We start from the raw sequence: 25,612 nt of genomic DNA, 5'->3' as shown, positions 1-25,612 counted from the left end.
CCGAGCTCGTTGCGGCGCGCGGTCGGCGGAACCCGACCCGCCCCGGACTCCGCGCGCCGATCAGGCCAGGTGGTGCAGCCGGGTCAGCGGCAGCGCGGCGGACCGGTGCACGTCGACCTCCTTCCCGTCGACCGACACCGGCCCCGGTTCGCGCGGGACCTCCACGCGCGGGGTCGCGGTGTTGCGCACCATGTCCGCCCTGGTCAGCCCCCTGCTGTCGCGCACGGGGGCGTAGTTCGGGCCGCTCGGCAGGCGCGCGCGGTCGGCGGCGTCGGCGACGAACACCGTGGACAGCCTGCGGGGTGCGGCGCCGAGCCCGCCGAAGAACGGCCGCATGACCCTCGGTTGGGTGAGACGGGTGGAGCCGGAACCGGAACCGCTGGCGCCCCAGGCGACGAAGCCGGACTTGATCACCAGCTCGGGTTCGGCGCCGAACCAGCCCGGCTGCCACAGCACGACGTCGGCGAGCCTGCCCGGCAGCAGCGAGCCGACCTCGTGGGCCATGCCGTGCGCGATGGCCGGGTTGAGGGTGATCTTGGCGAGGTAGCGCAGCACCCGCTCGTTGTCCGGGTTCTCCGGCCCGGCCCGCCCGGCCAGGTGGGCCTGCACGTGGGCGAGCTGCCAGGTGCGCCGGGCCGTTTCGGCGATGCGCCCCATGCCCATCGAGTCGGAGTTGACGATGCTGATCGCCCCGGAGTCGTGCAGCGCGTTCTCCGCTGCGATGCCGTGCTCGCGCACGCGGCTGCCCGCGATCCCCCGGTCGCTGTCCACCATGGAATGTCCCCTGTGGACCGTCATGGTCATCGGGAAGAGCTCGGAGACCGTCGCCGGGGTCAGCGGCAGCGTCGGCGTCGTCGAGGAGGTCAGCACGTGCGGGCTGCCCACGATCTCCAGCAGGTCGGGGTGCCCGCCGCCGCCCTCGACGTGGTAGGCGTGCACCGTGCGCCCTCGCGTCGCCTCCAGCGTGTCGGCCAGGAAGCCGGACTCGTTGAGCGTGTCGGTGTGCAGCGCGACCGGCAGGTCGGCCTGGTCGGCCACCCCGAGGCAGGTGTCCACGATGTGCGGGGTGGCGCCCCAGTCCTCGTGGATCTTGAACCCGCCCGCCCCGGAGAGGACCGCGCGCTCCAGCAGGTCGTTCGACGAGGACGAACCGCGCGCCAGGAACGCGACGTTGATCGGCACGTCGCGCCAGGCCTCGATCATCGAGTGCAGGTTGCAGGCCGGGTTGGCGCCGACGTCCCACACGCCGCCCATGCCCATGCCCACCAGCGAGGTCACCCCGGCCGCCAGCGCCGAGGGCACCACCTCGGGGCTGGACAGGTGCACGTGCGAGTCCACCACGCCGGGCGTGGCGATCAGCCCCTCGCCGGTGATCATCGCGGTGTGCGAGTCGACGACCAGCTCGACGTCGTCCATGGCCTGCGGGTTGCCCGCGCGCCCGACCCCGACGACCCGCCCGTCGGAGATGCCGATGTTGGTCTTGCGCACGCCCAGAACCGGGTCGAGCAGCAGCACGCCGAGGATCACCATGTCCAGCGCGCTGTCCCGGCCCGCCTTCGGCGCGACCAGCAGGCCGTCGCGGGTGGTCTTGGCGCAGCCGCCGAGCAGCTCCTCGCCGGGCTCGGAGTCGTCGTCCTCGACGCGCACCCACAGATCGGTGTCGGCCAACCGCACCAGATCACCGGTGGTCGGCCCGTACAGCGCCGCGTAGCGCTCGCGGGACAGGCTGGTCATCGGTGGCCTCCCATCGCCACGACGGTGAGTTCCCTGCGCTCCCCGGCCTCCAGGCGCACCGCCGTGCCCGCCGGGATCGCCAGCCGGAAGCCGGCCAGCTCCGCGTCGGTGCGCACCGCCGGGTTGAGCTGGTCGAGCGGGAAGTGCGAGGAGATCCACACCGGACGCTCGCCGGTGTTGTGCAGCGTGGTCGTGCGGTGCTCGCGGTCGGCGGCCAGCTCGATCTCCCCCTCGGCCGCGCGCACCGCCCCCGGCGCGTCCGGGCCCGGCGGCCCGAACGGGCTGGCGATGTGCACCAGCGAGCTGCCGTGCGGGAACATCGCCTCCACCTGGATCGCCGGGACCGCGGCCGGCACTCCGGGCTGCAGCTGGTCCGGGGTGAGCAGCTCACCGGCGATCCGCACGATCTCGTCGATGTCCACGCCGTCCCAGGCGAGTTCGCAGATCTCGTCGCAGACGTAGGCCACGGCGTCCGGGGCGCCGAGCCGCGCGCCGCGCGCCAGCCTGCGGCGGGCCAGCTCCGCGGCGGTGAACAGGTTCAGCCGCTCCTGCTCGCGGGGCGTCAAGTGCATGAGAGCACGGTCCTCTGGTCACCGGCCCAGCACAATGGTGGATCAACGCCATCTCGGCGCCCTAGATTGGGCAGATGCACACTTCGCTTCACGTGCCCGTCACGCCCGACGGGCCGTTGCGCCGGCTGGTGCACTCCTGCCTGGACGACCTCGACGAGCTGGTCGCGGTCTTCCTCGCCGAGCTGCGCTCGATGGAGCCCTACTCCAGCGACGCGGTGCCGTGGCCGGAGCTGCGCGAGCACGCCGAGGGCAGCATGGAGCTGCTGCTGCGGCTGGTCGGCGGGTTGGCGGTGCCCGACCGGCTGAGCGATCTGTGCGAGCGGATCGGCCGCAGCCGCGCGCAGGCGGGCGTGCCGCTGGAGGTGCTGCTGCACGCGGTGCGCTTCGACTTCCGGGTGCTCTGGGACGCCTTCGCGCGCCGGGTCTCCGAGGACGACCTGCCCTCGCTGGTGCACAGCGCCTCGCGGGTGTGGGCCGCGGTCGACCACCACACCACCCGGATCCACCTGGCCTACCTCGCCGAGGCGGCCGTGGTGGCGCGCGAGCAGGAGCACCAGCGCGCCCAGCTGGTGACGCGGCTGCTGACCACCGACGCGCGCGATCCGCAGGTGGTCGCCCAGGTCGCCACGGCGCTGGACGTCTCGGCCGAGGCCGACTTCGCGGTGGCGGCCGCGCCGCTGTCGGCGACCCGTCCGCTGCGCGACGCCGTCGACGGGCTCGCCGCCCGCGGCATCGCGGTGCACCTGCAGGACGTCGACCGGCGGCCGGTGCTCATCGCGCAGCTGCCCGCGGGCGCCGGGGGCGTGCCGCCGCGCTGGCTGCAGGACGTCCCGTGCGGGCTCGCACCCGTCGCGCGCACGCTGGCGGGCGTGCCGCGCGCGGTGCGCATCGCCGCCGAGCTGGCCGATCCGGGTGCGGCCGAGGCGGGCCCGCGCGCGCTGACCGACGTCTGGCCCTCGGTGCTGGCGGGACGGCTGGGCGAGCTGGGCGACGCGCTGGCCGCGGAGGTGTTCGGCCGCATGCGCGGCATCGGCGCGGGCGAGCGCTCCCGGCTGCTGGAGACCGCGAACGCCTACCTGCGCACCGGCTCTGCGGGCGCGGTGTCCGCCGAGCTGTACTGCCACCGCAACACCGTGCTCAACCGCCTGCGCCGGATCGCCGAGCTCACCGGCTGCGACCTCGCCCGGCCGGAGCAGGCGGCGCTGTTCGCCGCGGCCCGCGCGTGCGACCGCGTCGGGTGACTTTCGATGAAAAACGTCCAACGGCGATGCCGGGACGTTCTTCATCAGAAGTCACCCGACCTCCGCCACCCGGGTGCGTGATTTCGAACGCCGTGCGGCGTGCCGGTTGTTCGGAGTACTACGGTGGGACAGGACCTCTCTCGACCGCGCAAAGGATGGGACGTTGACCGCGACGCAGATCCCGGACACCACCCGAGCCGAACTGGACACCGCGCTGCAGCGCGCGGCCGACGCCGCCGAGCCCTTCGGGGCGCAGGCCCCGGCCGAGCGCGCCCGCCAGCTGCGCGCGGTCGCCGACGCCCTCGACGCCGGGGCCGGCGAGCTGATCCCGCTGGCCATGGCCGAGTCCAACCTCGGCGAGGGCCGCCTGACCGGCGAGCTCAAGCGCACCACCTTCCAGCTGCGGCTGTTCGCCGAGGTCCTCGACGAGGGCTCCTACCTGCAGGTCACCTTCGACCGCGCGGACGCGGACTTCGCGCTGGGCCCCAAGCCGGACCTGCGCCGGATGCTGCTGGCGGTGGGGCCGGTGCTGGTGTTCGCAGCCAGCAACTTCCCGTTCGCCTTCTCGGTGGCCGGCGGCGACACGGCTGCCGCGCTGGCCGCGGGCTGCCCGGTGGTGCTCAAGGGCCACCCGGGCCACCCGGAGCTGTCGGTGCGCACCGGCGAGATCGTCGCCGAGGCGCTGCGCTCGGCGGGCGCGCCGGAGGGCGCGTTCTCGGTGGTGCTGGGCTTCGAGATCGGCACCGCTGCGCTGCAGGACGAGCGGATCAAGGCCGCCGCGTTCACCGGGTCGGTGCCCGCCGGGCGGGCCCTGTTCGACATCGCCAACTCCCGGCCCAAGCCGATCCCGTTCTTCGGCGAGCTGGGCAGTCTCAACCCGGTGTTCGCCGCCCCGGACGCGGTGGCCAACCGCGGCGAGGAGATCGCCAAGGGCTACGTCACCTCCTACTCGGGCAACGCCGGTCAGCTGTGCACCAAGCCGGGCCTGCTGTTCCTGCCCGCCGACCACGACCTGGAGGGCGTCCTGGCCGAGGAGTCGGAGAAGGTCGCCGCGCACAAGCTGCTCAACGAGCGGCTGCACGGCGGCTACTGCGACCGCCGCGCCTCGGTGACCGAGGTCCCGGGCGTGCGGGTGCTGGCCGAGGGCTCGGCGGACGGCTCGGCCGCCGGCGACGGCGCCGCCCCGACGCTGCTGACCACCGACGTGGACACGCTGCTGGCCAACCGGGAAGCGCTGCTGGAGGAGGTCTTCGGCCCGCTGTCCATCGTGGTCACCTACTCCTCGGCCGAGGAGGCGCGCCGCGCGGCGGAGGCCTTCGAGGGCAACCTGACCGCCACGGTCCACGCCGACGAGTCGGACACCGAGTTCGCCGGCGGGCTGGTGCCGCTGCTGCGCGACCGCGCGGGCCGGCTGCTGTTCAACGGCTGGCCGACCGGTGTCGCGGTCTCGCACGCGATGCAGCACGGCGGCCCGTACCCGGCCACCACCGACGCGCGGTTCACCTCGGTGGGCACCGCGGCCATCGACCGCTTCCTGCGCCCGGTGACCTACCAGAACGTCCCGTCCGCGCTGCTGCCGCCGGCGCTGCGCGACGACAACCCGTGGGGCGTGCCGCAGCAGGTCCACGAGCCCCGCTGAGGCTCGTCGGGCGTCCCCGCCCGCGCGGGGACGCCCGCTACCGGCGGAGGTACTTCGCCACGGTCACCGAGGCGGTGGCCGCGACGGGATCGCCGAGCCCGCGCACCCGTTCGGCTAGCTCCCCCGGTTCCAGGTGCCAAGCGCTCGGCCCCATGGCCACGGCCGATTCGGCTTCCTCCGCCGAGAGCCGCAGCGGGAACTCCACGGTGTCCGAAGCGGACGGCTCGAACCGGTCGGCCAGCTGCTCGGAGAGCCGCTGCTGCTTCCGGGCGTCGACGTCGAGCAGGCCGAGCTCGTCGACCAGGCCGCCGAGATGACCCGCGTTGGGCACCACCACGACGAGCTCGCCGCCGGGCCGCAGCACGCGGTGCATCTCGACGGCGTTGCGGGGGGCGAACACGTTGAGCACCGTCGACACCGCCCCGGTGCGCACCGGGATCCCGTGCCAGGCGTCGGCGACCGCCGCCCCGATCCGCGGGTGCGCCTTGGCCGCCCGCCTGCAGGCGTACTTCGACAGGTCCAGCGCCAGCCCGGTGCGCTGCCCCAGCGCCTCGGCGAGGTAGTAGCCGGTTCCGGCGCCCACGTCGAGCACCGGGCCGTCCCCGGTGGCCGCGGCCGCCACCGCCCCGGCGATCGGCGCGTAGTGCCCGGCCCGCTGGAAGGACACCCGCGCGGCGACCATCTCGGCGGTGTCCCCGACGGTCCTGGTCCGCCCGGTCAGCAGGCTGACGTAGCCCTGCCGGGCGATGTCGAACACGTGGTTCGAGGGGCAGCGCAGCGCGCCGTCGGCGCGCGCCAGGTTCGAACCGCAGTGCGGGCAGGCCAGCAACTCCACCACGTCGTCCAGCAAGCCAAGCCTCCACACCGGGTCGCGACCGGTGCGATTCTAGGAGCTGTTCGAGAATGCGGCGGAGCCGCTGCAGTGCGGGCCGCCGGCGGCTTCGCCGCAGGGACGCCCCGTGGCTGCAGCAGGAGGGCGACCCGCGGTCCGCGAAGCCGCTGAGGTTCCGCCATCCGCACCGCTGAGCAACGCACTTCCGGGGAGTCGGCATGTGGCAGTGGTTGAGCGCACCGGACTACTGGTCCGCCCGGTTCGTGGTCTCGCACCTGCTCGCGCTGATCTACCTGATCGGCTTCACCTGCTTCCTGCGGCAGTTCCGCGGCCTGCTCGGGTCGCGAGGGCTTACCCCGATCGCCGACCACGTCGCCCGCGTCCCGTTCCGCCGCTCGCCCAGCCTGTTCCACCTGCGCAGTTCCGATCGGTGGCTGTCCGCGGTGGGCTGGGCGGGAGTCGTGGCCAGCCTGCTGGCCCAGCTCGCCGACCTCGCGCCGCTGTGGGCGTGGGTGGCGCTGTGGTCGCTGCTGTGGGTGCTGTACCTGTCGATCGTCAACGTCGGCCAGATCTGGTACTCGTTCGGCTGGGAGTCGCTGCTGCTCGAAGCCGGTTTCCTGGCGATCTTCCTGGGCCCGCAGCACGTCGCGCCGCCCGCGCCGGCGCTGTGGCTGCTGTGCTGGCTGCTGTTCCGCGTGGAGTTCGGCGCCGGGCTGATCAAGATGCGCGGCGACGCCTGCTGGCGCGACCTGACCGCGCTGCACTACCACCACGAGACCCAGCCGATGCCCGGCCCGCTGAGCCGCTGGTTCCACTGGCTGCCGCGCCCGCTGCACGAGGTCGAGGTCCTGGCCAACCACGTCACCCAGCTCGTGGTGCCGTTCGCGCTGTTCGCCCCGCAACCGGTGGCGGGCGTCGCGGCGGTGCTCATCGTGGTCACCCAGCTGTGGCTGATGCTCAGCGGCAACTTCGCCTGGCTGAACCTGACCACCATCGCGCTGGCCTTCGCCGGCATGGGTTCCTGGCTGCTGGGCCCGGTCACGCCCGCTCCCCCGCCGCTGCAGGAGCTGCCCGGGTGGTTCGCGGTCCCGCTGCTGGCGGTCACCGCGCTGTTCGTCGTGCTCGCCTGGTGGCCGATCCGGAACATGCTGGGCAGCGCCCAGGTGATGAACCGCAGCTTCAACAAGCTGCACCTGAGCAACACCTACGGGGCGTTCGGCAGCATCACCCGGACCCGCTACGAGGTCATCGTCGAGGGCGCTCCGGACCGCGACGGACCGTGGCTGGAGTACGAGTTCGAGGGCAAGCCCGGTGACCCGCACCGCAGGCCCCCGCAGGTCGCCCCCTACCACCTGCGCCTGGACTGGCTCATGTGGTTCCTGGCGATCTCGCCCACCTACGGCCGCTCCTGGCTGCCGCGCTTCCTCGAAGCCCTGCTGCGCAACGAGCGCGACGTGCTGAACCTGCTGCGCGACAACCCCTTCCCGGACGAACCGCCCGCTCTGGTGCGGGCGGGCCTGTACCGCTACCGCTTCAACACCCGCCGCGAGCGCAAGGCCACCGGCCGCCACTGGACCAGGACCGAGGCCTCGGAGTTCATCCGCCCGCTGACCCTCGACGACCTCCGCTGACCCCTGCGCACCGCGGGACCTCGCACTTTCTCATCAGATGTCCTCCCCCTCGGGACGCCCTGCGGAGGAGGACGTTTGATGAAAAAGTGCCCGCGTCGGCGCTCCGGGTGCGGTGCGCGGTGGTCAGCCGGCGCGCCAGGAGCGGAGTTCGAGGGCGGCGGCGACGTGGACGGCGTTCTCGGCCAGCGGGCGCGGCAGGAGCTCGTCGATGCGCCGCAGCCTGCGGATCACCGTGTTGCGGTGGGTGTAGAGGCGTTCGGCGGTGCGGGTGACGTTGCCCAGCTCGCGCAGGTAGGTGAGGGCGACGCGGCGCAGCTCCGGGTCCGCCTCGGCGAGCTCGCCGAGCGTGCGCTCCAGGAACGCGTCGGCGTCCTTGCGGTCCCGCTCCAGCATGCCGACCAGCTGCACCTCGTCGTAGGAGGCGATCCCCGCGCGCATCCCGGCGCGGTCGATGACCTGCTGGGCGGTGAGCGCCTCCAGGTGGCTGGAGCGGAACCCGGCCAGGTCCCGACCGGGACGACCGACGGCGATGCGGACCTCGTCGGGCATCTCGATCGGCGGGAGGTCCTCCGGCGAGACCGCTGCGGGCAGCCAGACCCACAGCGTGGCCGCGTTGGCGACCAGGGTGAGCCTGCGCTCGGCCCCGGCGGCCTGCAGCAGGCCTTCGGCCGCGTCCTCCAGCCGCGCGCTGTCCACGTCCGGCGGGCCCCACACGATCGCCGCGGTGTGCGGGCCGGTGAGGCGGTGGCCGAGGCGCGCTTCGGCCTGGCGGACCGTGATCGGAGCCCCTTCCACCAGCAGCGTCACGGTCGCCAGCCGCTCGGCGTGGCTGCCGCGGGCGAGGTCGTCGCGCTCGGCGTTCATCTGCTCGCGGAGCGCCTCGACCGTGTCGTCGAGGTAGGTGCTGATCGACAGCGCCGTGATCTCCAGGACCCGGTGCAGCTCGGCCGGGTCGTCGGTGAGCCCGAAGCAGACGTCCATCCAGCGCTGCCACGCCGCCGACTGCCCCTTGCGGAAGGCGTCCAGCGCGTCGGCGTCCAGGCCGCGCCGCACGAGGTCGCGCGCGTTGGCGATCGAATCCGGCGACAACGACGGCGGCACCCGGGTACCGGGCTTGTCGATGTTGTGCGCGACCCAGGCCAGCAGGTTGGCCACGTTGGCCCGGCGCGTCGACTCGGCCAGCACCGGGTCGGCGGCGACCGCGCGCATGCCGGGCCCGCTCAGCGCGGCCTCGTGCAGCTCCTGCAGCCACTCCTCGCCCGGATCGGCGACCTCCTGCGCGCCGCGGCGGATCAGCTCGGCGATTCGCGGCGGCACCACCGGCCAGGGTTCGGACGAGCGCATGCGCACATTGTGCACCACCTACCGCCGAAACCGGGTGCGATCTGAAGCTCCCGTCCCGGACTCGGCTCGGCCAGGCTGGTGGCACCCGCGACCGGAGGAGATCGATGACCAGCGCGCCCCACGTCGAGCACGTCGACGTCCTGATCGTCGGTGCCGGCATTTCCGGCATCGGCGCTGCCCGCTACCTGGGCGTGGAGCACCCGCAGCGATCCGTGGCGGTCCTCGAGGGACGCGAGCGTCCCGGGGGCACCTGGGACCTGTTCCGGTACCCCGGGATCAGATCGGACTCCGATCTGCACACCTTCGGCTACGAGTTCAAGCCGTGGCGGGACCAGGAGTCGATCGCGGGCGCCGACCAGATCCTGCGGTACCTGCGCGAGACCATCGAGGAGAACGGGCTCGCGGACAAGATCCGCTACCAGCACCGGGTGGTGGCCGCGGACTGGTCCAGCGAACGGGCCCGCTGGATCGTCACCGTGCAGGGCCCGGAGGGCGATCGGTTCCGGATGAGCGCGGGCTGGATCTTCGGCGGCACCGGCTACTACCGCTACGACCAGGGCTACACCCCCGCCTTCCCGGGCCGGGAGCGGTTCACCGGCGAGATCGTGCACCCGCAGCACTGGCCCGAGGACCTGGACTACGCGGGCAAGCGAATCGTGGTCGTCGGCAGCGGCGCGACCGCGGTGACCCTCGTGCCCGCCATGGCCGAGCAGGCCGCGCACGTCACGATGCTGCAGCGCACGCCCACCTACATCCTGCCGGTGCCCAAGGTCGACCCGTTCGCCCGCGCGGCCCAGCGGATCTTCGGCGCCGAGCGCGGCTACGCGATCGCCCGCCGCAAGAACATCCTGCAGCAGAGCGCGATCTGGCGGTTCTGCCAGCGCTTCCCGAAGGCGGCGCGGGCCATCATCCGCTACGTCAACGAGAAGCAGCTGCCCGAGGGCTTCGACGTCGACCGGCACTTCAACCCGCCGTACGACCCGTGGGACCAGCGCCTGTGCGCGGTGCCCGACGGCGACCTGTTCAAGACCATCCGGCGGGGCGAGGCGGACGTGGTCACCGACCGGATCGAGACCTTCACCGAGACCGGGATCCGGTTGGCGAGCGGGCAGCACCTCGACGCCGACGTGATCGTCACCGCGACCGGGCTGAACCTGCAGCTGTTCGGCGGGATGGAGCTCTCCGTGGACGGCGAGCCGGTGGTGCCGCCGGAGACGGTGATCCACCGCGGCACGATGCTCTCCGGCGTGCCGAACTTCTCGCTGGCCGTCGGCTACACGAACTCCTCGTGGACGCTCAAGATCGGGATCCTCTGCCAGTACCTCTGCGACCTGCTCGCGCGGATGGACGAGCGCGGCCACGACACCGCCTGGGTGGTGGCCGACCCGAACCTGCCCACCCGGCCGCTGCTGGACTTCGACGCCGGTTACGTCCAGCGCTCGCTCGACGACCTGCCCCGGCAGGGCCCGCGCGCGCCGTGGCTGATGTCGATGAGCTACCTGGAGGACAAGCGGCTGCTCGACGGCCCGCTGGTCTCCGAAGGGCTCCGCTTCTCCGGCCCCACCGATCGCCCGGCCCGCCTGGCGGCCTCGGCCGAGGCCGCCTCGTGACCGCGGCCCTCGACGAGCGGTTCGCCGAGCTGCCCACCGGGATCACGATCTGCTACGCCGTCGACGGACCCGACGAGGGGACGCCGCTGCTGCTCGTGGCGGGTCTCGGGCAGCAGCTGCACGCCTGGCCCGCCGAGCTGGTGGACGACCTGGTGGCGCGCGGGTTCCGGGTGATCCGCCTGGACAACCGCGACGCCGGGCGCTCCAGCCGGATCGACGCGCCACCTCCGGCGACGTGGCGGAAGCTGCTGGCACGCGCGCGGCCGGACGCCTACTCCCTCGGCGACATGGCCGAGGACGTCGCCGGGCTGCTCGACCACCTCGGCGTGCGGCGGGCGCACGTGGTGGGCATGTCGATGGGCGGGATGATCGCCCAGACGCTCGCCGCCGAGCATCCGGAGCGCGTGCTCGGCCTCGTCTCGATCATCTCCACCACCGGCAGGGCGGGCGTCGGGCAACCCGCCTGGTCGACCAAGCTCCGGCTGGCGCGGCGCCCGGCGCGCACCCGCGGCGAGTCGATCGCCCGGCACCTGGGCATGACCGCGCACCTGGCGGGCACCGCGCACCCGCTGGACCCGGCCGCGGAGACCGCCTACGCCGAGCTCGCCTGGGAGCGCGTCGCGGACCCGCGCGCGACCGGCGCGGGCACGGCGCGGCAGATCCAGGCCATCCAGGCCTCCGGGGACCGCACCGCGCAGGTGCGCGGGATCAGCGCGCCGACCCTGGTCGTGCACGGCGACCGGGACCTGATCGTGCACCCCTCCGGCGGGCGGACCACCGCGCAGACCGTCCCGGGCGCTCGACTGGTGGTCATCCCCGGCATGGGGCACCACCTCGCCCCCGGCGTCCTCCCCCGGCTCGTCGACCTCATCTCCCAGCACGCACGAGGAGTCGCAGCATGAGCAGGCACCCGGTTCGCGGCAAGGTCGCGGCCATCACCGGCGCCGGTTCGGGCATCGGCCGCGCCCTGGCGAACGAGCTCGGCCGCCGCGGCGCCGCGCTGGCGCTCAGCGATGTCGACGAGGCCGGGCTGCGGGAGACCACCGCGCAGCTCAGCGGCCCGGCGCACACCGCCGTCGTCGACACCGGCGACCGCGAGGCGGTGCTGAGCTGGGCCGCGGAGGTCGCCGAGGAGTTCGGGACGGTCCACCAGATCTACAACAACGCCGGGATCGCGACGAACCGGCCGGTGCTCGACAGCGAGTGGCAGGACTACGAACGGGTCTTCGCGGTGAACCTGGCAGGCGTGATCCACGGGACGCAGGCGTTCCTGCCGCTGCTGATCGACTCCGGCGACGGGGCCGTGGTCAACGTCTCCAGCCTCAACGGCTACCTGGCCCAGCCGGGGATGTCGCAGTACTGCGCGGCCAAGTTCGGGGTTCGCGGGTTCACCGAGGCGCTGCGCGCGGAGATGCTGCACTCCCGGCACCCGGTGCGGGTGAGCGTGGTGCACCCGGGAGGCGTCCGGACCGCGATCGCCGACAACGCCACCCGCATCGCCGAGGAGGAGGGGGTCGAGCTCGCGCCCGCGCAGCGCGCCCGCCAGCGCGTCTACGGCGAGAAGCTGCTCACGCTGCCCGCGCCGGACGCCGCGCGCATCATCGCCGACGGCGTCGAGCGGGGCCGCCCGCGCATCCGCGTCGGGCGCGACGCGGTCGCCGTCGACCTGCTCACCCGGGCCGCCCCGGCCCTGGCGACCCGCCTGGCGGTCTCCCTGGAGCGCAAGCTGTTCCCGGAGCGGTGAGCGCTCAGCCGCGCGCGGCGGCCTCCAGCTCGGCGACGTCCAGCTTGACCATGTCGAGCATGGCCTTCATGACCTGGTTGGTGGTGGCCTCGTCACCGGTGGCCAGCAGCTCGTTGAGGCGCTGCGGCACGACCTGCCAGGACAGCCCGTAGCGGTCCTTGAGCCAGCCGCACTGGACGTAGGAGCCGCCTTCGCCGAGGCGCGTCCAGTAGTGGTCGACCTCCTGCTGGTCGGCGCACACGATCTCCAGCGAGATCGCCTCGTTGAAGGTGAACATCGGGCCGCCGTTGATGCCGACGAAGCTCTGACCGGCGAGTTCGAACTCGACGGTCACCACCGTGCCCGGCTCGCCCGGACCGACCTCGGTGTAGTGCTGCTTGGTCACCACCCGGGAGTCCGGGAAGATGCCGCAGTAGAACTCAGCGGCCTGCTCGGCCTCGGTGTCGAACCACAGGTTGGTCCTGATCTTCTGCTCGATCGCGCTCATGGCCGGTCCATCCCTTCGAGTTCGCGTGCTCTCTACGGGGTGGACCGGCCGGCGCGGTGAAACTCATCGGTCACCAGCTCGGGCGCAGCGGCATCTTCGCGTCGGTGCCGTCGAGCTTGGTGCCCAGGACCTGGTGCAGCTGGACGACGTTGCGCTCGAAGCCCAGCCGGCAAGCGGCCATGTACAGGCGCCAGACCCTCGCGCGGTCCAGGCCGCCCTCGGCGACCGCGACGTCCCAGTTGCGGTCCAGGTTGGCGCACCAGCCCGCCAGGGTCAGCGCGTAGTGCTCGCGCAGGTTCTCCTCGTGGCGCACCTCGAAACCGTTGTCGTTCATCGCCGAGACCAGCGTGCCCACCGGTTCGAGCTCGCCGTCCGGGAACACGTAGCGGCCGATGAACTTGCCCGGCCGCGAGCCGTGGGTGCCGTCCGGCCGGGTGATGCAGTGGTTGAGCAGCCTGCCGCCGGGCACCAGCTTGTCGGCCAGCGAGGAGAAGTACGAGGGCAGCTGCTTGAGCCCGATGTGCTCGGTCAGGCCGATCGAGCTGACCGCGTCGAACCCGGTCTCGGCCACGTCCCGGTAGTCCATGTGGCGGACCTCGGCCAGGTCGGCCAGGCCGCGCTCGGCGATGGCCTTCTGCGCCCACTGGGCCTGCTGCCGGGAGAGCGTCACGCCCAGCGCGCGCACCCCGTAGTGCTCCGCGGCGTGCATGACCATGCCGCCCCAGCCGCAGCCCACGTCGAGCAGGCGCTGGCCCTCGCGGAGGTCGAGCTTGCGGGCGACCAGGTCGTGCTTCTCGAACTGCGCCTGCTCCAGGGTGGCGTCCGCGCTCGGGAACACGGCGCAGGTGTAGGCCATCGAGTCGCCCAGGACGTACTCGTAGAACCGGTTGGACACGTCGTAGTGGTACGAGATCACCTCGCTGTCCCGGCTCTTGGAGTGCCTGCGCCAGACGCGCTTCGGCTTGTGCTCCACCGCCGGGGTCTTGACCGGCCACCACAGGCGGTAACCGGCGAGCTTGATCGCGAGCTCGCGCCGCAGCTCCGGCGGGATGTCGCCCAGCGCGACGGCCGGGAAGGAGGCCAGCGCGGTGTACATGTCGCCGTGCACCTCGATCGCGCCGCTGGCGTAGGCGCGGGCCAGGCCGAGCTCGCCCGGCGCGGCCGCCAGGTGCGACAGCGCGAGCGGTGAGCGGATCTCCAGGCGCACGTCCGCGTCGCGCGCGCCCGAGCGGCTGCCGTCGAAGGCGCGGATCTCCACCGACAGATCGCTGCCGAGGATCCGCGTGAACACATCTGCCCACCCCATCAGCGGATCTCCTTTCGATTCGTTCTCAAGTTGTTCCGGTGGCCGGTCAGCCGCGCGGTCGGCGGCCCCGGGCGGTCCGAGGTTCCGCCACCAGAACCGCCCAGCAGGACGAGCACCTCCCCCTGCACCTCACTTCTCCCGGACGCACTTCTCGTAGAGGCCCGGCAGCCGGCCCTTCGGGTCGTAGCGGGACTTGAGCTCCTCGTAGGCGGGCAGGTTGTACAGCCGCCAGAACTCGTCCTCGGTGTAGTAGGCGTTGGAGTACAGCGACTTGTGCCCGTCGAGCTCGGCGACCGCCCGCTCGATCGCGCGGTTGTGCCTGCCCGGCAGCTCGCCGAGCTCCAGCGGCACGGTCGCCCAGAAACCCAAGTTGACGTAGAGGGTTTCGGGATCCATCGGGTACAGCGGCCAGCCCTGCTCGTCGCGCAGCCGCACCGGGCACAGCCAGATCGGCGAGATGCCGATCTCGCGGTGGAAGAACTCCAGGAACTCCGGCAACCGGTCGACCGGGATCTCCACGTCCTGGATCACCGGCTCGTTGACCCCGCCGCCCCGCAGCACCGCCAACCGGTCGGTGAGCGAGTGCTTGCGGTCCCAGGCCACCACGCGGCGGTAGACGTCCGAGCGCTTGTACCGCCGCGGCCAGAACCGCCGGACCAGCGGGTGCTGCGCGCCGAGCGCGCGCGAGCACCAGAACCAGTCGGTGTCCCAGCGCCACAGGTAGTCGTGGATCGTCAGGTAGTCGCGGCCGATCTCCTGCATGGAGCGGTAGTAGACGCGCTGCCCGGTGTAGTCGCTGACGAACGGCGCCTCGTCCACGTAGGACCCGAGCGTGAGGTAGTGCTCGCCCGCCGAGAACACCGTGCCGTCGACGAAATCGACCCGTCGGCCGTCGAAAGCGCCCTCGGCGCACACCGCCGCGATGGCGTCGGCGCACTCGCGGGCGGTGCGGAGCGGGACGTGCCGCAGCTCGACGTAGGGCTTGACCCGTTCGAGCTCGATCTCCAGCCGCAGCGAGTAGCCCAGCGTTCCGTAGGAGTTGGGGAAGCCGCGGAACAGCTCCGCGTGCTCGTTGTCCGGTCGCGCGCGCACGACCTCACCCGATCCGGTGAGGATCTCCATCTCGCGCACCGACTCGTGCGGCAGGCCGTTGCGGTAGGAGGTCGACTCGATGCCGAGGCCGGCGACCGCGCCGCCGAGGGTGATGGTCTTGAGCTGCGGGACCACCTTCGGGATGTGCCCGGTGGGCAGCAGCGCGTCCACGATCCGCTCGTAGGTGGCCATGCCCTGCACCTGCGCCGTCCCGCCGGCGGAGTCGACCTCCAGGACCCGGTCGAACCGGCCCACGTCGAGGCCGGGGGCCCGGCTGTCCTCGCGGAACCGGAACAGGTTGGAAGTGGGCTTGGCCAGCCGCACCGGTGCGCCGTCCGGGATGCGCTCGTACTGCGCGACCAGCGCGGCCACGTCGTCGGAATGTTCGCCCCGCACCGATGATCCGGAATCCGCCATACCTCGACTGTATTGCCGGAGGCCACGGCAAGCACCCCTGATGGAGCAGAATGGTTGCGCCGAACAACCGGATCACCCGGACGAATCGCCGCGACGCACCGCGCTCGGCCGACCACGGGGGAACCCGAAATCCCAGCTCAGTCGATCACCGACGACCCCTAGCACAGGAACTTGCTTGCTGCATGCACGGGCACCGGGAGTTCGATCACATTTGGCTAAGCGCGCCGCAGCGCCCACGCGCGCAGCCCGCGGAAGCTCTGCACCTTGGTCGGCCCGACCGAGATCAGCCGGTAGCCCGGGCGCTCGCGCAGCGCCCCGGCGAACTCGCGGTCCACCAGCACCGAGGCCGGGCGGGCCACCGAGGTCAGGCGGCTGGCGATGTTGACCGTCGAGCCGTAGACGTCGCCGAAGCGGGCCAGCACCGGCCCCCTGGCCAGGCCGATCCGCAGCGGCGGCAGCAGGTCGGTCTTGGCGATCTCCTCGTTGAGCGCGAGCGCGATCTCGGCGGCCTCGGCGGCCCCCTCGGTCACGAACAGCACCTCGTCGCCGACCGTCTTGATCACCCGGCCGCGGTTCTCCGCGACCACCCCGCTGGCCAGCGACTCGAACCCGTCGATCAGCCTGGCCAGCTCCAGCTCGGTGAAGTCGCGGATCAGCCGGGTGTAGCCGACCAGGTCGGCGAAGCCGATGACCTGGACCCGCTCGTCGCCGGGATCGCGCTGGTCGAGCTCGCGGGAGACGGTGGCGGCCAGGTGGCGCCGCCACACGTAGTTCTGCAGCCGCTCCATCACCGGCAGGATCGCCGCGGCCACCTCCGACGTGGCTTCGAGATCGGTGAACTGCTCGCCGAGCAGCGACTTGAAGATGCCCGTCTGCCACTCGGCCAACCGGGACATCGTCTGCGCCAGCGAGCGCGCCACCGCGGATTCCAGGTCGGTCGGGATCACCTCGGCCGACACCAGGGAGACCAGCGCGCGCAACGCGGCGATGTCGGCCTCGGTGAAAACGGCGTCGTCCGGGCCGACGTGGGCGAAGCCCATGGCCTGCCAGAGCTCCTCGGCGCGCTCCAGGGGAACTCCGGCGGCATCGGTCACCTCGCCCTTGGTGTAGTGCGGCGGGCTGCCCAGGAGGGTCTCCTCCACCCGCCGCATCCGGTCATCGCGAGGTTCGGACAACGAGCACATCGCAATCAGCTCGGCGGGACACTTCGGAAGGCACCGACCCGAGGATGCGCCCCTTCAGGGTGTTCAGCCCGCGGCTGCCCACCACCAGCAGGTCCGCGTCGTGCTTCTCGGCGGCCGACAGCAGCGCGGCGGTCGGCTCGCCCACCGAGGCGAAGGTCTCGATCTCCCCGCTCGCACCTGCCCCGCGGGCGGTGTCGGAGGCGGTGCGCAGCGTGTCCTCCGCGGGCGCGGAGCCCATGACCTGGAAGGCCTCGTCGCCGAGCTCGTCCTGAGCGCGTTCGAGCTCCTTCGGGTCGGTCGGGTAGTAGGCGCAGACGATCACCAGTCGCGTGGTGGGGGCGGCGGCGACTTCGGCGGCGCGGGCGACCGCGCGCAGCGACGGGTCCGAGCCGTCGGTTCCGACGACGACGGTGCGGTAGTTGGACATCGCACTCTCACTTCCACGAGCAGGCCGACATTCGACACACCAGGCGAGAACACTAACGAGCGCGGGCGCGCGCGGAAACGTTCCGGCTCGTTCGGTCGTGCCCCCGTACCGCGGCCGCACCAGCGCGGGTCGCTCGGCGCAACACTCGATCTTGCACTCTACCGGCGTCGCCACGGCCGGCTCCCGGCCCCGCCGCCTGCGCGCTCCCGCCCTTGATCGATCGAGCCGCGAGCCCCGATCCGCGCAGGTGAGCGGCTGATCGTTCGCCGGATCGGATGTCTCGTGCGTCTCAGCGTGCAGTGAATCACAGCGCCGCACCGCCGGGGAGTCCTAGGGTTCTGCGCGTCCTAGGGTTCTGCGGGCGCCGCCGCTCGGCGGCGCGCGTTTGTTCCCGGCCTCGATGCTGAGGGGTGCTTTGTGACGCGCGTACGCGAACTGAGCCCGTACGTGGAGCTGAATCGCGCGCAGTGGCGCGAGCTGCGCGATTCCCTGCCCCTCCCGCTGAGCGAGGACGAGCTCGTCGCGCTCCGCGGCCTGGGCGAGCCGGTCGACCTGGACGAGGTCGCCGACGTCTACCTCCCGCTGTCCCGGCTGATCAACCTCCAGGTCGCCGCGCGCCAGCGCGCGCACGCCACCACCACCGGGTTCCTCGGCGAGGAAGCCGGGACCAAGGTGCCGTTCGTGATCGGCGTGGCGGGCAGCGTGGCGGTCGGCAAGTCCACCACCGCCCGAATCCTGCGCACCCTGCTGGCCCGCTGGCCCGACCACCCGCGCGTGGACCTGGTGACCACCGACGGCTTCCTCCACCCGAAGGCGGAGCTGGTGCGGCGCGGCCTGATGCACCGCAAGGGATTCCCGGAGAGCTACGACCGGCGCTCGCTGCTGCGCTTCGTCACCGAGGTCAAGTCCGGCGCCCCGGAGGTCTCCGCGCCGGTGTACTCGCACGTGGCCTACGACATCCTGCCCGACGAGCGCCACGTGGTGCGCCAGCCGGACATCCTGATCATCGAGGGGCTCAACGTGCTGCAACCGGGCCCGAGCCTGACGGTCTCGGACCTGTTCGACTTCTCCCTCTACGTCGACGCGCGCACCGAGCACATCGCCAGCTGGTACGTCGACCGGTTCCTCGCGCTGCGCAGCACCGCCTTCGCCGACCCGAACTCGCACTTCCACCACTTCGCGCAGCTCTCCGACGACGAGGCGCGCGCCGAGGCCCAGCACCTCTGGAGCACCATCAACGAGCCCAACCTGGTCGACAACATCCTGCCCACCCGGCCGCGGGCAACCCTGGTGCTGCGCAAGGACATCGACCACTCCATCAACCGCGTCCGCCTCCGCAAGCTCTGAGCGCTTGACCTTCCCGCCGGGGCAACCGGCAACGTCGCTCCCGCCGGGCGAGGTGCCCGGGGTGAGGAGGACGCGATGAGCAGGATCAGCATCGGCGAGTTCGCCCGGGAGAGCGGGCTGACTCCGAAAGCGCTGCGGCTCTACGACGAACTCGGCCTGCTGCCACCGGCCGAGGTGGACCCGCGCTCGGGCTACCGCTACTACGACCGCGGGCAGCTGGAGCGGGCGCGGTTGGTGGTGGCGCTGCGCGGGATCGGCATGCCGCTCGCGCGGATCCGCTCGGTCTGCGGCCTCGCCCCGGGCGCGGCCGCCGCCGAGATCGCCTCCTACTGGCGGCAGGTCGAGTCCGACACCGCCGCCCGCGGGGAACTCGCGGCCCTCCTCATCAGCCGACTGTCCAGGGAGGACGTTGACGTGATGAGCCGGTCCGAGACGTGGGAGCTGCGCGCCGCCTCGCGCAGCGAGACCGGCCTGGTGCGGCGGATCAACCAGGACGCCGTCAGCGGCGGAACGCGGTTGTTCGCCATCGCCGACGGGTTCGGCCCGTCCGAAACCCCGAGCCGGGCCGCGCTCGACGCGCTGGCCCCGCTGGACGCCGAGATCCCCACCGGCAAGCTGCTGGCCGCGCTCGGCGCCGCCGTGGGCGGCGTGCGCGAGGCCGTAGCGGGCTTCGGGACCCGGCCGGACCGCGGCACGACGCTGACCGCGATGCTGTGGTCGGGCAGCAGCTTCGCGCTCGCCCACATCGGCGACACCCGCTGCTACCGGCTGCGCGGCGGCGAGCTCTCCCAGCTCACCCAGGATCACACCTTCGTGCAGTCCTTGGTCGACGAGGGCAAGCTGACCGCCGAGGAGGCGGCCGTGCACCCGCAGCGCGCCACGCTCACCCGAGCGCTGCAGGGCGATGCCGACGCCGAGCCGGACCTGCTGCTGCGCGAAGCGCACCCCGGCGACCGGTACCTGCTGTGCACCGACGGGATCAGCAGCGTGCTCGACGAGCCGCGGATCCAGGACGTCCTGGCCGACGCCGACGGCCCGCGCGCCGCGGTCGACCGCCTCGCCGACCTCGTCGACCGGGCCGGCGCCCCGGACAACCACACCTCGCTGGTGCTCGACACTCCGGCGCCCTGAGCAGTTCGGCCGGGAGTTGCGCGCCACGTGGCGCGCAACTCCCGGCCGAACTGCGAGGACTACCGCCGGGATCGCCTGGTCAGCAGGAGCTGGAGGTGGGTGTTGAGGCGTTCGGCGGGGTCGTGGAGGTCCACGCCGGTGAGCTCGCCGGCTCGGCGGACGCGGTAGCGCAGCGTGTTGGGGTGCACGTGCAGGGCCGCGCTGGCCGAGCGGACCTCGCCGAAGTGCTCCAGGTAGGTCAGCAGGCTGCGGGCCAGCTCCGCGCCGTGCTCGGCGTCGTGCTCGTGCAGCACCTCCAGCCGCGCGTCGCGGTAGCGGTCGTTGCCCTGCAGCATCGTGAGGATCTCGCTGACCACCACCTGCGCCCGGACGTCCGAGATCGTGGCCACCTCGGTCTCGGCGTCGTGCAGCAGCGCGTCGAGCACCCGGTCTGCCTCGGCCCGCGACTCCACGACCTCGTCCAGGGCCGGCACCGCCGAGCCCACGCCCACCTGGACCCGGGAGCGGAGGTGCTGCTTGGCCGCGGCGACGATCTCCTTGGTCAGCTGCAGCGCCGAGGACGCCGCCGAGCGCTCGGGCAGCTCCGGCAGCAGCACGTAGACCCGCGACCCGATCGTGGTCACCAGCGCGCTCCGCCGGTAGGCCGAGGCGTGCACCGAGATCAGCCCGGTCATCTCGGAGCGCTGCAGCTCCAGCTCGGAGCGGTCCGCGCTGCCCACCGGGCGCAGCGTGAACACCGCGACCACCGCCGGGCGTTGCGCGTCAGCACCGATGTTGTCGGCCACCGAGCGGGCGTCCACCCGCCCCTCCAGCAGACCCGCCAGCAGGTTCTCCCGCAGCCTCGGCTCGCCGCCGACCTCGGAGCGCTGCCGGATGAGCTGCAGCGCCGCCAGCCGCGCCGCGCCCAGCAGGGCGCGCTCGGAGCGCTCCGACAGCGGACGCGCGCCCTCCTGCACCCAGATCGAACCCAGCGGTTGGCTGCCCGCGTGGATGCCGACCGCCATCCGCCGCCGGATGCCCAGGTCGGGCCGCTCCTCCAGGCGCACCACGTCCTCACCGGCGCGCAGCCGCTGGTAGACGCCCCACTCGCGCAGCATCGCCAGGTACGGCTCCGGCCCCTGGCGTCCCAGGATGGACAGCCTGCGCAGCTCGTCGACCTCGTCGTCGGAGCGCGAGTAGGCCAGCACCCTGCTGGCGGTGTCCTCGATGCTCACGATTCCGTCGGTCATCGCGGCCACGGTCTGGGCCAGCGAGAACAGGTCGCCCAACGCCTCGCCGAGATCGGCGTCGGTGGTCAGCCGCGCGTTGTCGATCGCGGTGTGGGCGTAGGACTCGAGGCGCTCCCAGCGCACCTCCGGACGCACGCCCAGCAGCGCCACTCCCCCGTCGATGGCGGTGTCGCGCAGGGCTCGGGCGTCGGCGTCGGCGCCCACCTTGACCGCCACCGCCGCGGCACCGCTGCGCGCGGCGTCGCGCACCAGCCGCATCGCCGCCCGGCCGCGGGCACCGATGACCAGCACGAAGTCACCGCTGCGAGAGCTGCCGGACTCCTCCTCGGGGTCGACAATGACCACATCGCGCACTTCGACGTCCAGCCCGGCGGGTGCGGCGAGGACGTCCACCAGGGGCTCGCCGATGGCGGTCAGCAGCTGCCGCAGCGGCACGCCCACCTCGGTCACGCCGACCGAATCAACCTCGCTCGTCATTTGTCCAACCCCACAAGTCGACCACCCCAAAGATAGCCGATCCGACAAGCTCGGCCGCCCGGCAAGTCCTTAATCTCCAAGCAACGAACACTTCGACGACTCAAGGAGGCGGGTCATGGACGCGATCACCTCGGTGCCGGTGCCCTACAACGAGCCGGTCAAGGGCTATGCGCCCGGATCCCCGGAGCGCGAGTCGTTGCAGAAGCGGATCGCCGAGCTCGAATCCGAGCGCATCGAGCTGACCCAGACCATCGGCGGCGTGCAGCGGATGGCCGGCGGCGAGCGCTTCGACGTCGTGCAGCCGCACGACCACCAGCACGTGCTGGGCACCGCAGCGCAGGCCACCGCCACCGACGTCGCCGACGCGGTCCAGGCCGCCAAGGACGCCGCCGAGAGCTGGGCGGCCACCCCGTTCGACGAGCGGGCCGCGGTGCTGCTGCGCGCCGCCGACCTGCTGGCCGGCCCGTGGCGGGACACCATCAACGCCGCCACCATCCTGGGCCAGTCCAAGTCGGTGCAGCAGGCCGAGATCGACGCGGCCTGCGAGTTCATCGACTTCCTGCGCTTCAACGTGCACTACGCGCGGCAGATCATGGCCGAGCAGCCCCGCTCGGTGCCCGGCGAGTGGAACCGGATGGACTACCGGCCGCTGGACGGGTTCGTCACCGCCATCACCCCGTTCAACTTCACCGCCATCGCCGGCAACCTGCCCACCGCCCCGGCGCTGATGGGCAACACGGTGGTGTGGAAGCCGACCCCCTCGCAGCAGTTCGCCGCGCACTTCACCATGCGCATGTTCGAGGCCGCGGGCCTGCCGCCCGGCGTGATCAACATGGTCACCGGCGACGGCGCGGCCGTCAGCGACGTCGCGCTGACCGACCCGGGCTTCGCCGGGCTGCACTTCACCGGCTCGACGGCCACCTTCAAGAAGCTGTGGCGCACCATCGGCGAGAACCTGGACAACTACGGCAGCTACCCGCGGATCGTGGGCGAGACCGGTGGCAAGGACTTCATCGTCGTGCACCCGTCGGCCGACCCGGCCCCGCTGGCCACCTCGTTCGCCAGGGGCGCCTTCGAGTTCCAGGGCCAGAAGTGCTCGGCGGCCTCGCGGGCCTACGTGCCGCGCTCGATCTGGGAGGGCGGCCTGCGCGAGGAGCTGGCCGACCTGACCCGCTCGATCACCTTCGGCGACGTCACCGACTTCTCGAACTTCGGCGGCGCGGTCATCGACTCCCGCGCGTTCGCCAAGCACAAGCGCGCCCTGGACCGGGCCAAGGAGACGCCCTCCATCGAGGTGCTGGCCGGTGGCGGCTACGACGACTCGGTCGGCTACTTCGTCGAGCCCACCGTGCTGGTCGGCAGCGACCCGCACGACGAGGTGTTCACCACCGAGTACTTCGGACCGATCATCGCGGTGCACGTCTACGACGACGCCGAGTACTCCTCGATCCTGGAGACCGTGGACGCCTCCAGCCCGTACGCGCTGACCGGCGCGGTGTTCGCCACCGACCGCAGCGCCATCGAGGAGGCGCACCGCAAGCTGCGCGGCGCCGCGGGCAACTTCTACGTCAACGACAAGCCGACCGGCTCGATCGTGTCCCGCCAGCCCTTCGGCGGCAGCCGGTCCTCGGGCACCAACGACAAGGCGGGCTCGCTGATGAACGTGCAGCGCTGGACCAGCCCGCGCGCCATCAAGGAGACCTGGAACGCGGCCACCAGCCACGAATACCCCCACATGGGGTGATCCCGGGCGGGGCGCTCTCGGAGAGCGCCCCGCTCCCGCTTCGGTCCTGGTTCTCAGTGGGAGGTTTCGGTGTTGCGTTCTGCGTTGTTGGCCGCCGGGCGGTCGGAAGGTGTGCGTCGGCTGGTGGAGGCCAATCCGCTGACCCGGCCGGTGGTGGAGCGATTCGTGGCCGGTGCCACGGCGCGGGAGGCCGTCGCGGTCACGCGGCGGCTCGGTGAGCGGGGACTGCACGTCACGCTCGACCGGCTCGGCGAGGACACCCTCGAAGCCGCGCAGGCGACCGAGACGGTGCGCGGCTACCAGGAGGTGCTGCGGCTGCTGTCCGACGCGGGGCTCGCCGATCGCGCCGAGGTCTCGGTGAAGCTCTCGGCGGTGGGGCAGTTCCTGCCCGCCGACGGGGAGAAGATCGCGCTGGAGAACGCGCAGCTGATCTGCGAGGCGGCGCAGGACGCCGGGACCACGGTCACCCTGGACATGGAGGACCACACCACCACCGATTCCACCCTGGGGATCCTGCGCGACCTGCGCGTGGACTTCCCGTGGGTGGGCGCGGTGCTGCAGGCCTACCTGCGGCGCACCGAGCAGGACTGCCGCGACCTGGCGGGCGCGGGATCGCGGGTGCGGCTGTGCAAGGGCGCCTACGCCGAGCCGGAGTCGGTGGCCTTCCAGGACAAGTCCGAAGTGGACCGCTCCTACGTGCGGTGCCTGAAGGTCCTCATGCAGGGCGAGGGCTACCCGATGGTGGCCAGCCACGACCCCCGGCTCATCTCGATCGCCGGGGAGCTCGCCGCGCAGGCCGGGCGCCGGCCGGACGAGTTCGAGTACCAGATGCTCTACGGCATCCGCCCGGACGAGCAGCGGCGGATCGCCGCCGAGGGCGGCAAGCTCCGCGTCTACGTCGCCTACGGCGACGAGTGGTACGGCTACTTCATGCGCCGCCTGGCGGAACGCCCGGCGAACCTCGCTTTCTTCCTGCGCTCCCTCGCCACCCGAGGCTGACCACCCGATTCCCCTCCCATTCCGCACACGGATTCCCCTCCCAATCCGCACCCCGAATCGGCTCCCAATCCGGGTGCGGAATGGGAGGCAATTCGGGGTCCCGCTTTCGAGGATTTTGTGGGGTCCACTCGAAGGGGGACGTGGGAGGGGTCGCGGGAGGGGCGAGGTGGTGTCTTGCCCCTCCCCTCCACTCCCGGCTTCCCTTCCACTCCCGGTTCCCCTGCGCGAGCGGTTCGCGCGCGGGGCAGCGGCCGAGCGCGAGATGTCGGGAACCCGCCCGCTAGTGCGGCATGTGCAGCACGGGCTTGACGGTCTCCCCTCGACGGCTGTCGGCGATCGCGCTGTCCAGGTCGGACAGGGCGTAGTGCCTGATCAGACGATCGAACGGGAACCGCCCCTGGGCGTGCAGTTCGACCAGGCCACCGATGAGCACCTCGCTGCGCCCGCTGCCGCCGAGGGTGCCCACGATGCGCTTGCCCCACAGGGTCGAGAGGTGGTCGAGGCTGAACTCGGCCCCAGCGGGCGCGCCGCCGATGAGCACGCAGGTCCCGCGCAGGCCGACCGTGTCGGCGGCCTGCCGGACCACGTCGATCACCCCGGTGCACTCCAGCGCGTGGTCCGCGGTGCCGCCGCAGATCCGGTGCACCTCGGCGACCGCGTCGCGCTCGGTCGCGTCGACGGTGTGCGTGGCGCCCAGCTCCTCGGCCAGCCGCAACCGGTCGGGGTACCGGTCCACGGCGATGATCGTGGTGGCCGGGGTCAACCTGGCGGCCATCACCGCTGACAGCCCGACCGCGCCGACGCCGAAGATGACCAGCTTGTCGCCGATCCCGGGCCGCGCGGTGTGCAGCACCGCCCCCGCTCCGGTGGAGATCCCGCAGGCCAGCGGGCCGAGCAGTTCCAGCGGAGCGGCCTCGGGAACCACCACCAGCCAGTCCGCCCAGGTCAGCGCGTGGGTGGCCAGGGAGGACTGGCCGAAGAAGTGGCTGTGCACCGCCGAACCGTCGGGGCGGCGCAGCGCGGGCTGCCCGGCGCGCGGGCCGAGCAGCCGGGCGCCCCCGGCCACGGCTTCGCCGATGCGCGCGCAGTAGCGGGGTTCCCCGTCCCGGCAGTTGCGGCAACCGCCGCAGGACGGCCAGCCGAGCACCACGCGGTCGCCCGGCACGACGGCGTCGACCCCGTCGCCGACCGCCACGACTTCCCCGGCGCCCTCGTGCCCGAGCACGCCGGGGAACGGCATCGGCAGGTCGCCGTCGCGGGTGATCACGTCGGTGTGGCACAGCCCGGTCGCGATGACCTTCACCAGGGCCTCGCCCGGGCCCGGATCGTCGATCTCCAGCTCCTCGATCCCGAACGGTCCGCTGAGCTCGGGCACTACCGCGGCGCGCACTCGCATCCCCGCACCTTGCCGCACCGGAGAGGTGC

At 72.5% G+C, this 25,612-nt stretch carries 21 protein-coding genes; 10 read left to right on the top strand and 11 right to left on the bottom strand.

Going from position 1 to position 25,612, the window contains the following annotated elements:
* Positions 1-60 precede the first annotated feature (60 nt).
* Together ACFQRI_RS19940 and ureA are read right to left on the bottom strand one after the other, a co-directional pair.
* Positions 61-1,734, bottom strand: coding sequence for an urease subunit alpha (locus ACFQRI_RS19940; protein WP_380670832.1), 1,674 nt, complete (start codon positions 1,732-1,734; stop codon positions 61-63).
* Complete coding sequence (ureA, locus tag ACFQRI_RS19935; protein ID WP_380670830.1) at positions 1,731-2,306, bottom strand: urease subunit gamma; 576 nt, start codon at positions 2,304-2,306, stop codon at positions 1,731-1,733. The genes ACFQRI_RS19940 and ureA overlap by 4 nt, the downstream gene beginning before the upstream one ends.
* A gap of 74 nt (positions 2,307-2,380) precedes the next feature.
* Between ureA and ACFQRI_RS19930 the strand changes: the two genes are divergently transcribed.
* Together ACFQRI_RS19930 and ACFQRI_RS19925 are read left to right on the top strand one after the other, a co-directional pair.
* Positions 2,381-3,547: an RsbRD N-terminal domain-containing protein gene (locus ACFQRI_RS19930; RefSeq protein ID WP_380670828.1), complete on the top strand. Its 1,167-nt coding sequence runs from the start codon at positions 2,381-2,383 to the stop codon at positions 3,545-3,547.
* A 163-nt stretch (positions 3,548-3,710) separates the two neighbouring features.
* Positions 3,711-5,186, top strand: a complete 1,476-nt coding sequence (locus tag ACFQRI_RS19925; protein WP_380670826.1) for an aldehyde dehydrogenase (NADP(+)) — start codon at positions 3,711-3,713, stop codon at positions 5,184-5,186.
* Between the two features lie 37 nt (positions 5,187-5,223).
* On the opposite strand, the gene ACFQRI_RS19920 is transcribed toward ACFQRI_RS19925, so the two are convergent.
* On the bottom strand, positions 5,224-6,036 hold the full coding sequence (locus ACFQRI_RS19920; protein ID WP_380670824.1) for a putative RNA methyltransferase: 813 nt from the start codon (positions 6,034-6,036) through the stop codon (positions 5,224-5,226).
* A 200-nt stretch (positions 6,037-6,236) separates the two neighbouring features.
* Between ACFQRI_RS19920 and ACFQRI_RS19915 the strand changes: the two genes are divergently transcribed.
* Complete coding sequence (locus tag ACFQRI_RS19915) at positions 6,237-7,649, top strand: lipase maturation factor family protein (RefSeq protein WP_380670822.1); 1,413 nt, start codon at positions 6,237-6,239, stop codon at positions 7,647-7,649.
* Positions 7,650-7,772: 123 nt separating this feature from the next.
* On the opposite strand, the gene ACFQRI_RS19910 is transcribed toward ACFQRI_RS19915, so the two are convergent.
* Positions 7,773-8,993 (bottom strand): PucR family transcriptional regulator, encoded by a 1,221-nt coding sequence (locus ACFQRI_RS19910; RefSeq protein ID WP_380670820.1) that lies wholly within the window; start codon positions 8,991-8,993, stop codon positions 7,773-7,775.
* A 104-nt stretch (positions 8,994-9,097) separates the two neighbouring features.
* On the opposite strand from ACFQRI_RS19910, the gene ACFQRI_RS19905 reads away from it, so the two are divergent.
* Genes ACFQRI_RS19905 through ACFQRI_RS19895 form a run of 3 tightly spaced genes read left to right on the top strand, consistent with a single transcriptional unit; the run spans position 9,098 to position 12,347 of the window.
* Entirely contained in the window at positions 9,098-10,603 is a 1,506-nt protein-coding gene (locus ACFQRI_RS19905) for a flavin-containing monooxygenase (RefSeq protein WP_380670818.1), read from the top strand.
* Entirely contained in the window at positions 10,600-11,505 is a 906-nt protein-coding gene (locus tag ACFQRI_RS19900) for an alpha/beta fold hydrolase (RefSeq protein WP_380670816.1), read from the top strand. Before ACFQRI_RS19905 ends, ACFQRI_RS19900 begins: the two co-directional genes overlap by 4 nt.
* Positions 11,502-12,347, top strand: coding sequence for an SDR family NAD(P)-dependent oxidoreductase (locus ACFQRI_RS19895; protein WP_380670814.1), 846 nt, complete (start codon positions 11,502-11,504; stop codon positions 12,345-12,347). Before ACFQRI_RS19900 ends, ACFQRI_RS19895 begins: the two co-directional genes overlap by 4 nt.
* 4 nt (positions 12,348-12,351) lie before the next feature.
* Here the strand turns inward: ACFQRI_RS19895 and ACFQRI_RS19890 are convergent, their stop codons facing one another.
* The 5 genes from ACFQRI_RS19890 to ACFQRI_RS19870 all read right to left on the bottom strand — a co-directional run bounded on the left by ACFQRI_RS19890 (position 12,352) and on the right by ACFQRI_RS19870 (position 17,260).
* On the bottom strand, positions 12,352-12,834 hold the full coding sequence (locus ACFQRI_RS19890; protein ID WP_380670813.1) for a VOC family protein: 483 nt from the start codon (positions 12,832-12,834) through the stop codon (positions 12,352-12,354).
* Positions 12,835-12,904: 70 nt separating this feature from the next.
* Positions 12,905-14,140, bottom strand: coding sequence for a class I SAM-dependent methyltransferase (locus ACFQRI_RS19885; protein WP_380670811.1), 1,236 nt, complete (start codon positions 14,138-14,140; stop codon positions 12,905-12,907).
* Between the two features lie 129 nt (positions 14,141-14,269).
* Positions 14,270-15,649, bottom strand: coding sequence for an FAD-binding oxidoreductase (locus tag ACFQRI_RS19880; RefSeq protein WP_380670809.1), 1,380 nt, complete (start codon positions 15,647-15,649; stop codon positions 14,270-14,272).
* A 215-nt stretch (positions 15,650-15,864) separates the two neighbouring features.
* Entirely contained in the window at positions 15,865-16,824 is a 960-nt protein-coding gene (locus tag ACFQRI_RS19875) for an adenylate/guanylate cyclase domain-containing protein (RefSeq protein ID WP_380670807.1), read from the bottom strand.
* Entirely contained in the window at positions 16,805-17,260 is a 456-nt protein-coding gene (locus tag ACFQRI_RS19870) for a universal stress protein (RefSeq protein WP_380670805.1), read from the bottom strand. The genes ACFQRI_RS19875 and ACFQRI_RS19870 overlap by 20 nt, the downstream gene beginning before the upstream one ends.
* Positions 17,261-17,677: 417 nt before the next feature.
* On the opposite strand from ACFQRI_RS19870, the gene coaA reads away from it, so the two are divergent.
* Positions 17,678-18,607 (top strand): type I pantothenate kinase, encoded by a 930-nt coding sequence (gene coaA, locus ACFQRI_RS19865; protein WP_380670804.1) that lies wholly within the window; start codon positions 17,678-17,680, stop codon positions 18,605-18,607.
* A gap of 75 nt (positions 18,608-18,682) precedes the next feature.
* A complete protein-coding gene (locus tag ACFQRI_RS19860; protein WP_380670802.1) occupies positions 18,683-19,738 on the top strand; it encodes a MerR family transcriptional regulator in 1,056 nt (351 codons plus the stop codon).
* A 59-nt stretch (positions 19,739-19,797) separates the two neighbouring features.
* On the opposite strand, the gene ACFQRI_RS19855 is transcribed toward ACFQRI_RS19860, so the two are convergent.
* The gene (locus ACFQRI_RS19855; protein ID WP_380670800.1) at positions 19,798-21,444 is read right to left on the bottom strand and encodes a PucR family transcriptional regulator; all 1,647 of its coding nucleotides are present in this window, start codon (positions 21,442-21,444) and stop codon (positions 19,798-19,800) included.
* Between the two features lie 115 nt (positions 21,445-21,559).
* Between ACFQRI_RS19855 and pruA the strand changes: the two genes are divergently transcribed.
* Positions 21,560-23,188 carry an L-glutamate gamma-semialdehyde dehydrogenase gene (gene pruA / locus ACFQRI_RS19850; protein ID WP_380670798.1) on the top strand — a complete coding sequence of 543 codons (1,629 nt, stop codon included), beginning with the start codon at positions 21,560-21,562 and terminating at the stop codon, positions 23,186-23,188.
* A 69-nt stretch (positions 23,189-23,257) separates the two neighbouring features.
* Positions 23,258-24,187 (top strand): proline dehydrogenase family protein, encoded by a 930-nt coding sequence (locus ACFQRI_RS19845; protein WP_380670796.1) that lies wholly within the window; start codon positions 23,258-23,260, stop codon positions 24,185-24,187.
* Between the two features lie 280 nt (positions 24,188-24,467).
* On the opposite strand, the gene ACFQRI_RS19840 is transcribed toward ACFQRI_RS19845, so the two are convergent.
* Positions 24,468-25,577: an NAD(P)-dependent alcohol dehydrogenase gene (locus tag ACFQRI_RS19840; protein ID WP_380670794.1), complete on the bottom strand. Its 1,110-nt coding sequence runs from the start codon at positions 25,575-25,577 to the stop codon at positions 24,468-24,470.
* Between the last annotated feature and the right edge of the window lie 35 nt (positions 25,578-25,612).

Source organism: Saccharopolyspora griseoalba (genome assembly GCF_042665275.1).
GTDB lineage: Bacteria > Actinomycetota > Actinomycetes > Mycobacteriales > Pseudonocardiaceae > Saccharopolyspora > Saccharopolyspora griseoalba.
The sequence above is the reverse complement of the archived record's forward strand: the minus strand, read 5'-3'. Positions and strand labels throughout refer to the sequence as shown.